Annotated in this window: 16 protein-coding genes; 11 read left to right on the top strand and 5 right to left on the bottom strand. The window is 63.6% G+C overall.

Going from position 1 to position 13,473, the window contains the following annotated elements:
• Positions 1–69: 69 nt before the first annotated feature.
• The 3 genes from IEW98_RS14510 to IEW98_RS14500 all read left to right on the top strand — a co-directional run bounded on the left by IEW98_RS14510 (position 70) and on the right by IEW98_RS14500 (position 3,353).
• Positions 70–552 (top strand): MarR family winged helix-turn-helix transcriptional regulator, encoded by a 483-nt coding sequence (locus IEW98_RS14510; protein WP_188763975.1) that lies wholly within the window; start codon positions 70–72, stop codon positions 550–552.
• Complete coding sequence (locus IEW98_RS14505) at positions 552–1,589, top strand: HlyD family secretion protein (RefSeq protein ID WP_188763973.1); 1,038 nt, start codon at positions 552–554, stop codon at positions 1,587–1,589. The genes IEW98_RS14510 and IEW98_RS14505 overlap by 1 nt, the downstream gene beginning before the upstream one ends.
• A gap of 240 nt (positions 1,590–1,829) precedes the next feature.
• A complete protein-coding gene (locus tag IEW98_RS14500) occupies positions 1,830–3,353 on the top strand; it encodes a DHA2 family efflux MFS transporter permease subunit (protein WP_188764058.1) in 1,524 nt (507 codons plus the stop codon).
• A gap of 137 nt (positions 3,354–3,490) precedes the next feature.
• Here IEW98_RS14500 and IEW98_RS14495 read toward each other — a convergent pair whose 3' ends face one another.
• On the bottom strand, positions 3,491–4,222 hold the full coding sequence (locus tag IEW98_RS14495) for a Crp/Fnr family transcriptional regulator (protein WP_188763971.1): 732 nt from the start codon (positions 4,220–4,222) through the stop codon (positions 3,491–3,493).
• Positions 4,223–4,507: 285 nt separating this feature from the next.
• Here IEW98_RS14495 and IEW98_RS14490 point away from each other — a divergent pair, with 285 nt between their 5' ends.
• The gene (locus IEW98_RS14490) at positions 4,508–4,828 is read left to right on the top strand and encodes a hypothetical protein (RefSeq protein ID WP_188763969.1); all 321 of its coding nucleotides are present in this window, start codon (positions 4,508–4,510) and stop codon (positions 4,826–4,828) included.
• A 73-nt stretch (positions 4,829–4,901) separates the two neighbouring features.
• Entirely contained in the window at positions 4,902–5,351 is a 450-nt protein-coding gene (gene mce, locus IEW98_RS14485) for a methylmalonyl-CoA epimerase (protein ID WP_243450796.1), read from the top strand.
• Positions 5,352–5,449: 98 nt separating this feature from the next.
• Here mce and IEW98_RS14480 read toward each other — a convergent pair whose 3' ends face one another.
• Positions 5,450–5,821, bottom strand: a complete 372-nt coding sequence (locus tag IEW98_RS14480; protein WP_188763967.1) for an ElaB/YgaM/YqjD family protein — start codon at positions 5,819–5,821, stop codon at positions 5,450–5,452.
• A gap of 110 nt (positions 5,822–5,931) precedes the next feature.
• Positions 5,932–6,339: an alternative ribosome rescue aminoacyl-tRNA hydrolase ArfB gene (arfB, locus tag IEW98_RS14475; RefSeq protein WP_188763965.1), complete on the bottom strand. Its 408-nt coding sequence runs from the start codon at positions 6,337–6,339 to the stop codon at positions 5,932–5,934.
• Between the two features lie 73 nt (positions 6,340–6,412).
• Here arfB and IEW98_RS14470 point away from each other — a divergent pair, with 73 nt between their 5' ends.
• Complete coding sequence (locus IEW98_RS14470) at positions 6,413–7,042, top strand: glutathione S-transferase family protein (protein WP_188763963.1); 630 nt, start codon at positions 6,413–6,415, stop codon at positions 7,040–7,042.
• Here the strand turns inward: IEW98_RS14470 and IEW98_RS14465 are convergent.
• Positions 7,039–7,944, bottom strand: coding sequence for an EamA family transporter (locus IEW98_RS14465; protein WP_188763961.1), 906 nt, complete (start codon positions 7,942–7,944; stop codon positions 7,039–7,041). The genes IEW98_RS14470 and IEW98_RS14465 overlap by 4 nt on opposite strands.
• Positions 7,941–9,155: a multidrug effflux MFS transporter gene (locus IEW98_RS14460; protein ID WP_243450795.1), complete on the bottom strand. Its 1,215-nt coding sequence runs from the start codon at positions 9,153–9,155 to the stop codon at positions 7,941–7,943. Before IEW98_RS14460 ends, IEW98_RS14465 begins: the two co-directional genes overlap by 4 nt.
• 158 nt (positions 9,156–9,313) lie before the next feature.
• Here IEW98_RS14460 and IEW98_RS14455 point away from each other — a divergent pair, with 158 nt between their 5' ends.
• From IEW98_RS14455 to IEW98_RS14435, 5 genes are all read left to right on the top strand, one after another.
• Positions 9,314–9,808: a glycine zipper 2TM domain-containing protein gene (locus IEW98_RS14455; RefSeq protein WP_188763959.1), complete on the top strand. Its 495-nt coding sequence runs from the start codon at positions 9,314–9,316 to the stop codon at positions 9,806–9,808.
• Between the two features lie 683 nt (positions 9,809–10,491).
• Positions 10,492–11,202: a superoxide dismutase gene (locus IEW98_RS14450; protein ID WP_188763958.1), complete on the top strand. Its 711-nt coding sequence runs from the start codon at positions 10,492–10,494 to the stop codon at positions 11,200–11,202.
• 10 nt (positions 11,203–11,212) lie between these two features.
• Positions 11,213–11,611, top strand: coding sequence for a hypothetical protein (locus IEW98_RS14445; RefSeq protein WP_188763956.1), 399 nt, complete (start codon positions 11,213–11,215; stop codon positions 11,609–11,611).
• Between the two features lie 71 nt (positions 11,612–11,682).
• The gene (locus IEW98_RS14440) at positions 11,683–12,126 is read left to right on the top strand and encodes a DUF305 domain-containing protein (protein ID WP_188763953.1); all 444 of its coding nucleotides are present in this window, start codon (positions 11,683–11,685) and stop codon (positions 12,124–12,126) included.
• Between the two features lie 131 nt (positions 12,127–12,257).
• The gene (locus IEW98_RS14435; protein WP_188763952.1) at positions 12,258–13,469 is read left to right on the top strand and encodes an MFS transporter; all 1,212 of its coding nucleotides are present in this window, start codon (positions 12,258–12,260) and stop codon (positions 13,467–13,469) included.
• Positions 13,470–13,473: the final 4 nt, after the last annotated feature.

The following is a 13,473-nucleotide window of genomic DNA, read 5'->3' as shown; positions in this document are numbered from 1 at the left end:
CACAGACATTCTGAAAACGTCGTCTTGGCGTACGTTGTATATAATAAGCATGCTTGTTATATTGATTGGATGTCGGACAGCCTTGGTATCCTGATCAGTGATTCGGCGCGGCTTTTGCGTCGCCGCTTCGATTGCCGCGCGCGCAGCTTGGGGGTCAGCCGCGCGCAGTGGCAGGTGCTGTTCGCGCTGTCGCGCAACGAGGGTGTCAACCAGGCCGGGCTGGCCGAAGCGCTCGATGTCGAGACGATCACCGTTGGCCGCATGGTCGACCGGCTCGCCGACGCCGGGCTGGTCGAGCGCCGCGCCGACCCGGCCGACCGGCGGGCATGGCGGCTGCACCTGATGCCGCGCGCGCATCCGATCCTCGAAGCGCTGCGCGAAGTTGCCGAGGCGGTGATGGCGGAAACCTTCGATGGGCTGGGGTTCAACGAAAAGCAGGTCCTTCACGACCTGCTCAGCAAGGTGCGGGGCAATCTGCAGAAACCGCCGCAGGCGCCAAAGGGCACGGAAACAAAATCGGCCATCGCCGTTCCTGTCGCGGGAGCATTGTGATGCACGCTGTCGTCGATCGCGAGACATTGGCCGAAACCCGGCCCAGGCGGCGCTGGAGGCGGCTGGTGCTGATGCTGCTGGTGCCGGTTATATTGCTGGCAGTCGGCGGTTATGTCTGGCTGACCGGCGGGCAATCGGTGCGCACTGACAATGCCTATGTCCAGCAGGACAAGGTGTCGATCAGCAGCGACGTGACCGGCCGGGTCGTCAAGGTCGGGCCAGGCGAGAGCGATGTCGTCAAGCGCGGCGATATTCTTGTCGAGATCGCGCAGCGGCCGTTCGAGATCGCGCTGGCCGAAGCCGAGGCCAATTTGGCATCGGCGCGGCTGCAGGTTTCGGGGCTGCGATCGGAGACGTCCGGCAAGGCTGCCGACGTGGCGGGCAAGCGCGAGGCTGTGGCGTTCGCGCGGATCGAACTCGAGCGGCAGCAGAAATTGTTCGAGGACGGCTTCACGACGCGGGCGCGGGTGCAGGCGGCCGAGTTCATGATCGCGACCGCGCAGAGCGAGATGTCGTCGGCGATGGCCGATGCGGCGATGGCGCAATCGGCGGCGAACAGCGCCGGGCGAGGTATGCACCCGCTGGTGCTGGCGGCGATGGCGGCGCGCGACAAGGCGGCGTTCGAACTGTCGCGCACCATCATACGGGCGCCGGCCGATGGCATTGCCAGCCAGACCGACAAGGTGTTGCCGGGACAGGTCATCGTGTCGGGCGTGCCGACGATGTCGCTACTGATGAGCGGGCGGCGCTGGGTCGAGGCCAATTTCAAGGAAACCGATCTCGAGCATATGCGCGTCGGGCAGCGCGCCGTGGTGACGCTCGATGCGTTTCCGGGGCAAGAGATTGTCGGCAGCGTCGCCAGTATCGGTGCGGGGACGGGATCGGAATTTTCGGTGCTGCCGGCGCAGAATGCGACGGGCAACTGGGTCAAGGTCGTGCAGCGGGTGCCGGTGCGGATTGCGCTGCCGGCGGCGACCGATGTGCCGTTGATCGCGGGGTTGTCGGCGACGGTCGAGGTCGAGACGCCGACGCCGTGAGGTTTGAGATGGGCTTTTTCGGGGGGTGCGGGCTACCCTCACCTCCCGCGCAAGAGGCGAGAGTCGCCTCTCCCTTGAAGGGAGAGGGGCAGAAGAAGAGCACCCTCACCCGGGCCGCGCGAAGCGGCGCGTCTCTCCCCTCTAGGGGGAGGTAAGTGAAGACACCCTCACCCGGGCCGCGCCAAGTGGCGCGTCTCTCGCCTCTCCCGCGGGCGGGAGAGGGGGGCTTTGGTGGCTAGTATGGCCCCTGTCCTGCCTGACCGCGCGCCGGCTTCGCCGCTCGTCATTACTGTTGTCGTCATGCTTGGCACGTTCATGACGATTCTCGATTCGACGATCGCCAATGTGGCGTTGCCGCATATGCAGCCGTCGCTGGGGGCGGCGAGCGATACGATTGCGTGGGTGCTGACGAGCTATATCGTCGCCACGGCGATCGCGACGCCGTTGACCGGGTGGCTGGCGAGCAAGCTCGGGCGACGGCAGTTGTTCCTCTATTCGGTGGCGGGATTCACCGTCGCGTCGATGGCGTGCGGGCTGGCGCAGTCGCTCGAGCAGATGGTCGTGTTTCGCATGATCCAGGGGGCGGCAGGGGCGTTCCTGGCGCCGCTTGGGCAATCCTATGTGCTCGATGTCTGGCCGCAATCGAAACACGGCAAGGCGATGGCGTGGTGGGGGGTCGGCATCATGGTCGGGCCGATCCTGGGGCCGGTGATCGGCGGTTACCTGACCGAGAGCTTCAACTGGCGCTGGGTGTTCTTCATCAACCTGCCGGTCGGCATCATGACGCTGTTCTTCGCCGCCGCGGTGCTGCCGCAGGCCGAGACCAGCGCGCGGCGCTTCGACCTGCTCGGCTTTGGACTGCTCGCGGTTGGTGTCGGGGCGATGCAGATGTGCCTCGATCGCGGCCAGCAGCTCGACTGGTTCGCCAGCTGGGAAGTCTGCCTCGAGGCCGGGGTCGCGATCGGCGCCTTATGGGCCTTCGGCGTCCATGTCATGACCAGCGACGAGGCGCTGATCGACCGGCGGATGCTGAGGGATCGCAACGTGATGACCGGGTTCGCCTTCATCACGCTGGTCGGCCTGCTGATGGTCGGCACCACGGCGTTGCTGCCGACAATGCTGCAATCGCTGTTCGGATACCCGGTGATCGGGGCGGGCGTGCTGCAGATGCCGCGCGGCATCGGCATGATGATGGCGATGATGGGCGCCGGGCAGATCATCGGCAAGGTCGATGCACGCCTCATGATCGGCGCCGGGCTGATGTTATCGTCTCTCTCGATGTGGATGATGACGCAGTTTTCGCCGATCATGGATTCGTCGCCGTTCGCGCTGTCTGGGTTCCTGCAGGGCGCCGGGCTCGGGCTGGTGTTCGTGCCGCTTAATACCTTGGCCTTTGCGACCTTGCCGCCCGACCTGCGCACCGATGCGGCGGGGTTCTATATGCTGCTGCGCAATTTGGGCGGGTCGATCGGGATCAGCCTGACGGTCGGGGTGCTGGCGCGGCAATCGCAGGTCGCCCATGCCGATATCGCCGGTAATCTGAGCGCGTCGTCGATGCCCTGGGCGGATGGCGCCATCGGCCAGGCGCTTGGGGCGGATGCGGTGATTGCCATGCTCGACGGGGCGGTCAACAAGCAGGCGGCGATGATCGCCTATCTCGATGTATTCATGATGATGCTCTGGATCACGCTGGCGATGATGCCGTTGCTGCTGCTGTTGCGGAAACCGAGGGTGGCGGGGCCGGTGGTCCATCTGGCAGATTGAACTGTGGTGGTAGAGAGCTGGGGTGTCTGCAGTGTTCTGGTCGACCGCGGTAAAAACTGGGTCCCGGGCCAAGCCCGGGATGACAATTTTTGGGAAGCGGTGGCCTGCAGCCCTCAAAAGAAATTCAAGGCGGCAGGTCAGTTGGTCGCGTCGCCGGGACTAAGGGTGAAGGCGCGGCGGTAGGCGGCTTCGGGGGTGCCGTAGCTGTCGCCGGCGAGTTCCTCGAGGCCGGTTCGGTCGAGGATGCCGACGCGGCCGCGGTGGGTGCTGATATAGCCGAGGCGGACGATCGATTGCAGCGCGGTGGTGACGCCGGCGCGGCGGACGCCGAGCATGAGCGAAAGAAATTCATGCGTGATGACGATGTCGTCGGTGCGCGAGCGGTCGTGGGTCATCAGCAGCCAGCGGGCGAGGCGCTCGACGACGTTATAGGCCGAATAGGCGAGCGCCGAATGCGAGACCTGGATGAGGAAGCTGTGGGCGTAGCGCAAATGGACGGCGCGGAAATCGGCATTTGATTCCATGGCTGCGGTAAAGCTGCGGACCGGCAGTTGCAGCGCGTCGCCGGGGACCTGGGTAAAACAGTCGATCGGCGAATGATTTTCGCCAAAGACCGCGGCGATGCCGACCAGGCCCTCCACGCCGACGAGGCCGACTTCGGCCTGGCGACCTTCGGCCGTAGTCGCGACGACCGAAACGACGCAGGTTTCGGGATAGGTGACGACTTCGATCGACTCGCCGGGGGACAGCAACAACGTGCGCAGGGCGAAGTTGCGCGTTTTGAAATCGCCGCTGACCAACGCAAAACTTTCTGCCGATAATGATCTCAGCAGGATGTTCTGGATTTTCCGTCGAGAAATGTCCGTCATGATGCCACTCGTATCAGGGCCAGAGAAGAACGATTTCCCTGCGCCTTCACCCACATGCCTGAAGCCGCTGCCTATGATGTGATCAAATAGTTTCTGAATACAAGCCAGAAACGGTTCAATATGAAAACGCACCAATTCTGGATGATCGTGACACTGTGACACTGGCGTGACATCGCGGCACCTCGTCATAACGGTACGCTTGCGAACAGACGAACGGGTTTTTTGCGAGAATAGTGATCATGTGGGAGTGCTTGTATGGTCCGGTCCAGAACTTTGCCTACAGGCGTGACACTCTTGATTCGGGACCGGACGTTGCTGGTGGGAACGCCCAGAGACGGCTGGAGAACTTATATCGACCTGGCGCAGATGCACCCCGAGTCGACGGTGACTGCCGGAAATACCGAGGACGCGATGTGGATGCTGGCGGTCGATCCGCGGGTCAAGACTGTCGTGGTGGATTCCGGGACGGCGCCCGGAACGGTGGCGGCTATCGCGCGCTGGTCGCGGAATGGCGGGCCGACGGTCGCTGTGGCGGGCTTCGAAGGCGGCGCGAACGGGACCGTGGTGGCGGGTATCGCCGGACTGCTGACACTGAGCCTGAACTGATCATTGCCCGGGTTGGTTTTTGGGCAGGCGGCGCTAATCAGGGGCAAGTTTCGCCATTGAGGACGCCGCGCCGATGACTGTATCCGAACTGCCGCCGCTGTTGCTGGGCCGCCTCAACCATGTCGGCATTGCCTGTGTGTCGATCGATGCGACCGTGGCCATGTACGCGCGGTTGTTCGGCGCGACGGTGAGTGTGCCGGCGTTCGACCTGCCGGCCCAGGGCGTGCGGGTGGCTTTTATCGACGTGGCGAACAGCCAGCTCGAACTGATCGAGCCGTTGGGGGCGGATTCGCCGATCCACGGGTTTTTGAAGAAGAACCCGGCGGGGGGGCAGCACCATGTCTGCTTCGAAGTGAAGGATATCATTGCGGCGCGTGATGCGATGCGCGCGCGCGGAGCGACGGTGCTGGGGACCGGGGAGCCGCGGATCGGGGCGCACGGCGTGCCGGTGATCTTTGTGCATCCGCGGGATGCGGGCGGGGTGCTGATCGAGTTGATGGAAGAGCCGGAGGGGCAGCATTAGCAAAAAAGGTAACGGGGCGGCAGGAGTCCCTGCCGCCCCGCCATCCGGTCTAGCGCGAACCCGCACGCAGCAATCGCTGCGCGCGGCCGCACTTCGACCTAGTTCTTCCGGCCGCTGAGCAGCCAGCCGATGACGAAACCGAGCGCGATGCCGCCGGCGAGGACGGTGACGGGCTGCTCCTGGACGGTCTGGCGGACCTTTGCGGTCGATTCCTCGGCGAGACGGCTTGCCTTTTCGCGGGCCTCGCGGGCAGCTTCGGGCGCGTTGTCGGCCCATTCGCGGGCCTTTTCGCTGGCCTTGGCGTAAGTGTCCTTGGCCTTGCCCAAAACCTGTTCGGCCTTGCCCTTCAGCTCGGTGATCTTGCCTTCGGCCTGCGTCTTGGAATCACCGAATGCACTGCCGACCGCGCCTTCGACCTTGCCGCCGAACTCGTTTACCGTGCCTTCGAAATTATCCTGATTGATGGCCATGATGTTTCCTTTCGGGGGCTGAACGACATCGCAGAGATAGTGGGACCTGCGACGTTTTGGAAGAGGAACCGATAGAACGCTTTGGTGCGGCAGCGGTTCAATCATTCGGTTCAATCGTCGCCGCGGACTTTTGTGCGGCCCTGCTTGACGCCCGAGCGGACCGCCTTGCCGGTGAGGCGGCGTTCGCGGGCGCCGGTGCTGGGGCGGGTGGGGCGGCGTTTTACGGGGCGGACCTCGGCCTGGGCGATCATCGCGTGGAGGCGCTCGCGGGCGTCGCTGCGGTTGCGGTCCTGGCTGCGGAAGCTGTCGGCGGTGATGATGAGCACGCCGTCCCGCGTCATGCGGCTGCCGGCGAGCCGTATCAGGCGCACGGCGACGTCGTCGGGCAGGCTGGGCGAGGCGCGGACGTCGAAGCGGAGCTGGACCGCGGTGGAGACCTTGTTGACGTTCTGGCCGCCGGGACCCGAGGCGCGGATGAAGCTCTCGATGAGCTCGGTTTCGGGGATGGTGATGGCCATGACGCTGCTGCTTTAGGTGGTTTATCGGCGCCGGGGAATGCGGCTAGGAGGGGTGTGCCTTTAGGAGAATGCCATGATCGTCGTTCATCACCTCAATAACAGCCGGTCGCAGCGCATCCTGTGGCTGCTCGAGGAACTGGGGCTGCCGTATGAGATCAAGGCGTATTCGCGCGATGCGGTGACCAATCTGGCGCCGCCGGAGCTGAAGACGGTGCATCCGCTGGGCAAGTCGCCGGTGATAAGCGATGGCGAAAAGGTGATTTCGGAGTCGGGCGCGATTACCGATTATATCATTCGCAAGCATGGCGGCGGGCGGTTGGCCCCTGCCCCGGGTTCGGATGCGCATGAGGAATATCTGCAGTGGCTGCATTTTGCCGAGGGGTCGGCGATGACGCCGTTTTTGCTGGCGCTTTATACGGCGCGGCTGGGCGAGGCGGCGGCGCCGTTGACGCCGCGGATCCAGGAGCAGATCGGCGCGCATGTGGCGTATTTTGCGGGCGCGCTGGGGGAGAATGACTGGCTGGTCGGGAATGAACTGTCAGGGGCGGATATCATGATGAGCTTTATTGCCGAGATTGCGGTGGCGCAGGGACTGGGGACGCATTTCCCCAATCTGGCGGCGTATGTGCAGCGGTTGCAGGCGCGGCCGGCGTGGGTGACGGCAGCGGGGAAGACCGAGGCTTATTCGTTCGACAAGCGTTAGGCGCCGGCGACAGGGGGGACGCGGCGGGCGAGGAGGCGGGGGCCGAAGAGGTTGACCGCGAGGCCGCCGATGATGAGGGCGGCGGCGAGGAGCTTCCAGGCGGGGAGCGGCTCGCCGAGCCAGAGGGCGGCGCTGCCCATGCCGAAGACGGGCACGAGCAGCGCCATCGGGGCGACCGAGGCGGCGGGGTAGCGGGCGAGGAGCCAGCCCCAGGCGCCGTAGCCGAACATGGTGTTGCCGACCGCCTGCCAGGCGACGGCGGCCCAGACGATGGGGGTGGCGCCGGCGACGGCGGTGACGATGCGATCGGGGCCTTCGAACAGCAGCGCGAGCGCGAACAGCGGCGGCACGGCGAAGGCCGACGACCAGATGACGAAGGCGAGCATGTCGATGCGGCCGACGCGGCGTTGGACCATGTTGCCGAGCGACCAGGATAGCGAGGCGCCAAGGACGAGGGCGACGCCGAGGGGGGTGTTCGTGCCCCCTACATGGGTGAAGATGATGGCGATTCCGGCGACGGCGAGGGCGAGCGCGACATATTGGGCGGGGACGAGCCGTTCACCCGTGCCGCGCATGACGAAGGCAATGGTGAAGACGACCTGGGTCTGGACGACGAGGCTGGCGAGGCCGGGGGCGATGAAGCCATCGATGGCGATGAACAACAAGCCGAACTGGCCGACGCCGATGAAGATGCCGAAGGCGGCGAGGTCCTTCCATGGCACGGCGGGGCGCTTGATGAACAAGAGCGCGGGGACGATGACGAGGGTGAAGCGCAAGGCCGCAAACAGCAGCGGCGGCAGGCTGTCGAGGCCGATGCGGATGACGACGAAATTGGTGCCCCAGACAGCGACGACTGCGAGTGCGAGCAGGAAGGCGCGCAGGCCGAAGGCGCTTTCGGTCATTGGGCGGTATGGCCGCGCGGGCGAGCGAGGGTGAAATAGGCGGCGCAACCGGCGATGAGGCTAAAGCAGATCGTCATCGCGACGGGGACCGCGGTACCGTCGTGGAGGACGGCGGCGAAGGCCGAGGCGACGGCGCCGAAGGCGAAGTTGGCGGCACCGAAGACGCCCGCCGTGGTGCCGGCGCGGAGCGGATCGACGTTGAGGGCGCCGGCGAGGGCGTTGGCGGCGATGAAGCCGTTGGAGGTGAGGACGGCGAACAGCCCGGCCATGATGACCCATTTCGAGGCACCGGCCAGCGCGGCGGCAAGGAGGGCGGCGCCGCAGACGACGGCGACGAGGCAGGCGATGGCGAGGATGCGATCGGGTGAAAAGCGCAGCAGCAGGTAGCGATTGACCTGGCTCGAGCCGATGACGCCGACGGCGATGCCGGCGAAGATGATGCCGAACTGGCCTTGGGTGAAGCCCCAGATGTCGATGACAAGATCGGGCGCGGTGGCGATATAGCTGAACAGCGTCGCACCGTTGAAGGCCGAGACCAGCGTGTAGCCGATGAGGCGGCGGTGGCCGAGCAGGTCCAGATAGGCGCCGAGCACCGATTCGCCGTGCGCCTTGGCAGCGGTTTCCGGGGAGCGGCTTTCATCGAGGCGGAACCAGACGATGGTGCCGACGACGGCACCGAACAGCGTCAGCGCGATGAATACGGCGCGCCACGAGAACAGCATCGCGAGCCACGCGCCGACCGTGGGCGCAATCAATGGCGCGACGGCGAGGACGAGGACAAGCAGCGAGAAGATGCGCGCCGAGTCGCGGTGCTCGTAGCGGTCGCGGACGACGGCGCGGACGACGACGACGCCGGCGCAGCAGCCGAGCGCCTGGGCAAAGCGCCCGGCGATAAGCCATTCGATGCTGGGCGCGAAGGCGCAGGCGATGCTGGCGACGACATAGACGGCGCAGCCGGTGAGGATAGCGGGGCGGCGGCCGACGCGGTCGCTGACCGGGCCATAGACCAGCTGCCCGAGCGCCATGCCGATGAAAAAGGCGGTGAAGGTCAGCTGGACGGTGGCGGCGGAAACCGAGAATTCGCGGGCGATGCTGGGCAATGTCGGCAAATAGAGATCGATGGTCAGCGCGCCGAACGCGGTCAGCGTGCCAAGCAGGAGGATCTCGCCGCGAGTGGGGACACGTGGCGGCGGGGGGGATAAGGCGTCCATGTTGCATTGCGGCTTAGGCGAGCGCGCCGGCCGGGTCGAGAAGTTTGGGATCCATGCTCGCCAGAGACCCCCGGAAAGACCCTGCGAATGTATTGCAGGCGGAACATTCGGGCCGGTTGACCGTTTGCCAGATACAACAATGACAACGGGAAGCCCCAATGCGTATCGCAATCCTGACTGCCCTGACGCTTGCCGTCGCCATTCCATCATTGCCCGTCAGTGCCGATCCGCCGCCCTGGTCGAATGCCGGTGGCAAGAAGCAGGGCAAGCACGACAAGCACGACAAGCGCGGCGACCGCGACGATTACCGGCGCGATGGCCGATCGAACCATGCCGATTATCGACGCTATGATTATAACCGTCCCGATCCTCGCTATGGCAGCTATCAGGCCGATCGCTATTATGTCGCCGACAACCGGTACCAGCCGCGCCGGCTGGGCGCCAACGACCGCGTCTATCGCGGGCAGGACAACCGCTATTATTGCCGCCGCAGCGACGGTACGACCGGCCTGATCATTGGCGGCCTCGGCGGCGGCGTGCTCGGCAACCTGATCGCGCCGAACGGGTCGAAGTTGCTGGGCTCGCTGCTGGGCGGTGGGCTTGGGGCGGTGCTTGGCAATTCGATCGATCGGAAGAATGTCACCTGCCGATAAACGGCAGAGTGAGGCAAGCTAGTGGATTGATCGGGACGGAGGAGTCCTGTTTGGGATTCCCGCCGGCGGTTGGACGTGCGAAGTTGGGGGATGCGCACTGGTATCAGGATTGCAAGTCATTATCGGTTTGGAATGGGCGTGTCGCTCGCAAGGCACAGCGCCGAGATGGCGGGCGCCAGGCCGTTCGTGACGTAAACATGTCGGGAGTGGTGCCCCGGACGTGACAAAACTGGGCACTCTAATCATTGGGAAATTTCAGTCCCCCTGCCTTACTTCGCCGCTTGTCAGCGATGCACGCCGTCAGGCAATCCTGACAAACAGCTTATGTACCGTTGTCGCCGGTCGCCCCCCATTTAATCAAACCAGTCATTTTTTCGAGCTCCTATGGCGCAGACTGGAATGTCGGAAACTGGGACTTATCCGTCATTCGACTTGCCTCGGCTAAGCGGCGGCTTTTGTCAGAAGCGACCATCTCCGGGTAATCCAGCGTTGGACGGCTTATGCATATGACTGACCGTTTCTGAACAATCAGCTTTTGGCAATCCAATCACAAAAGGCTGCGCTTCGCGTGACTTGACCACTATGATACTGATCCTCGGTCACCTGTGCCATCATGGTCGCCATCGCGATTTGACCTGGGGGCACAGAACCGACAAGCGCAATCAGTATCAGGAGCTATTTCCATGAGCCAGAAAGCGATCGATCGACGTGGCGTGCTCAAGGCGGGCGGTCTGGCTTCGGCAAGCGCTCTGCTGGCGGCTCCAGCAGGAGCCGCAATTGGTGGACAAGCGCCCATTGCCATGAAACTCTTCTCGGCGCAGCCCTTACCATTCGACCCGAAGACCATCGTTGGACTGTCGGAGAAGCTGCTGCTCAGCCACCACGCTAACAACTACACAGGCGCAGTGAAGCGGCTTGGCGTAATCCAGGCGGAATTTGCCGGGCTCGATCCGGCAGCGGCGGCGGGCTTCATGATCAATGGATTGAAGCGTGAAGAACTTCTCGCCTGGAACTCGATGATCCTGCATGAGCTATATTTTGCCGGGCTTGGCGCTGGCAACCGGCCGGACAGGCCGTTGGCGGCGGCGATCGAGCGGGATTTCGGGAGTGACGCGCGCTGGCGGGCGGAGTTCAGCGCAATGGGCAAGGCACTCGGCGGCGGGTCCGGGTGGGTGTTGCTGACGTACAGCCACCGCGACAACCGCCTCGTCAACCAGTGGGCGAATGACCACAGCATGACGCTGGCAGGGGCAACGCCAATCCTAGCCCTCGATATGTACGAACATGCATATGCAATTGACTATGGTGCCAAGGCCGCCGCCTATGTGGACGCCTTCATAGGCGCAGTTAACTGGACCGCGGCGGACCGGGTGTACGCGAAGGTCGCAGGCTGACCGAGGCCGGATGCTTTGCGCCGGCACCGTTGCTGTGTTAACGAACTTGCGTGCGCCGTATCGTCCTCATCCTGATCTGTGCCTTGATGGCCATGGCAGCAAAGCAGCTTATCGCGGCGAAAAACTGACCCGCAAGGTCTGGGCCGAGATCCTGGGCGGTGGCTATGTCGCGCAAGCCTATGCGCCGCCGAGCAGCCGCATGGTCGTCCACAATGGTGCACCATCCGCGTTCAAGCTCGATATCAGAATCTACACCTATGCCGGCGCAACGCTGCTCGCGGTCGCCCGCCTTTACCAAGGCCAGACCACCAATATGCGAACGCCCGGTGGAGGCTTTGCGCCTGTTATTGAAATGGCGGGCATCGGTCCTGTTCCGACAACCGGGGCGGATACGCACAATGCGACCTGACATCACGACCGGAAGGAACCCTGTGCAGCCATCACCCCGGTGCCTGGCTGCAGCAACTGGAAGGCAATTCGATGAAGAACCCCTATCTGAATCTCGGAGCGCAGACTGCTATCGGCGGCGCGATCATGTACCTGGTCATGTTCGTCATGATCGATCGCCTCAGCAGTTTCTACAATAACCTCAATATGTTGTACATGACCCTGATGATGGTTGCACCCATGGTGGTGCTGATGATCCTGGCCATGCGCGACATGTTTCCGTCAAAACTGCTGAATTCTGGCCTGCTTATCGGGTCGGTGGTCATTTTTGTTGGTTGTTTCGGCCTCATTCGCACGCAAACAACCATCAACGATGCAGCGTTCCTGCGATCAATGATACCCCATCATTCCGGCGCGATCTTGATGTGCGAACAGGCGTCGTTGAAGGATGCTCAGCTTGTCATGCTGTGCGAAGGTATCATCAAGTCGCAGCGGGATGAAATTGCGCAGATGAAAGCGATTCTCGCGCGGCGTTGAGCCACCACCAGAGGCCGGAGCCGGGAAGTCGTTGCGGGTGGCAAGGCTGGGTCGTCGAGAATATCATCCGCCACTATTTCCTTCCAAGGGTCGAACCGTGACGCTGGCTGTCGCCTCTATTAAGGTTTTCTATGCCTGAAGGTCCGCTGAAATCGGGGCTGGCGGCCGTTCCGCGCGGTGTATGGGCGCTCGGCTTTGTCTCGATGTTCATGGATATCTCGTCGGAGATGATTCACAGCCTGTTGCCGGTGTTCCTTGTCGCGAACCTTGGGACCAGCGTTGCCCTTGTCGGATTGATCGAGGGGGTGGCCGAAGCCACGGCATCGATTACCAAGGTGTTTTCGGGATGGCTGAGCGACCGGCTCGGCAAGCGCAAGTTGCTGGCGGTCATCGGTTATGGGCTTGGCGCTTTGACCAAGCCGGTGTTTCCATTGGCGGTGACGCCGTTCGAAGTTTTTGGGGCGCGCTTTGTCGATCGCGTCGGCAAAGGCATCCGCGGTGCTCCACGCGACGCGCTGGTGGCCGACATAACGCCGCCCGCGATTCGCGGCGCGGCTTTCGGGTTGCGCCAATCGCTAGACACGGTCGGTGCCTTTACCGGGCCACTCATCGCCGTGGCGCTGATGATCATCCTGGCGGGCGACATTCGGGGCGTGTTCGCCTGGGCTATCGTTCCGGCAATCATTGCCGTGTTGCTGCTTGTCGTCGGTGTCGAGGAGCCGCCTGTTTCGGCGACCGGCAAGGCCGTTCGCCCACCCGTCCAATGGTCAGATGTCCGCTCTTTCGGCAAACCATTCTGGGGAGTGGTTGCGCTGGGTGTTGTCTTTACGATGGCACGGTTCAGCGAAGCCTTTCTGGTCTTGCGCGCCAGCGATGTCGGCCTGCGCGCCGCCCTCATCCCTCTGGTGCTCGTTGTAATGAACGTTGTTTATGCCTTGGTGTCGGCGCCGGCGGGGAGCCTGTCCGATCGCGTTGACCGCAGGCTCGTACTTCTTGCCGGCCTCGTCGTTCTGGTCATCGCCGATCTTGTGATGGCGTGGTCGCAGGAGATTTTCGGGGTGCTACTCGGCGTTGGCCTGTGGGGTCTGCACATGGGTCTGACTCAGGGGCTGCTGGCTGCGCTCGTGGTCGACGCGGCCCCCGCAAACCTGCGCGGCACGGCCTTCGGTCTGTTCAACCTCGCAAGCGGCGTCACATTGCTTGCGGCGAGCAGCGTGGCTGGCGTAATTTGGTCAAACCAAGGGGCCGCTGCAACGTTCCTTGCTGGCGCCGTCTTTGCAGCGATCGCTTCGATATTTCTGGCGGTCATGCTGATGCGATCAGGCTTACAGAAACCTTCATGATCGA

Source organism: Sandarakinorhabdus glacialis (assembly GCF_014643455.1).
GTDB lineage: Bacteria > Pseudomonadota > Alphaproteobacteria > Sphingomonadales > Sphingomonadaceae > Sandarakinorhabdus > Sandarakinorhabdus glacialis.
Note: the sequence above shows the minus strand (reverse complement) of the source record. Positions and strands in the feature narration are given on the sequence as shown.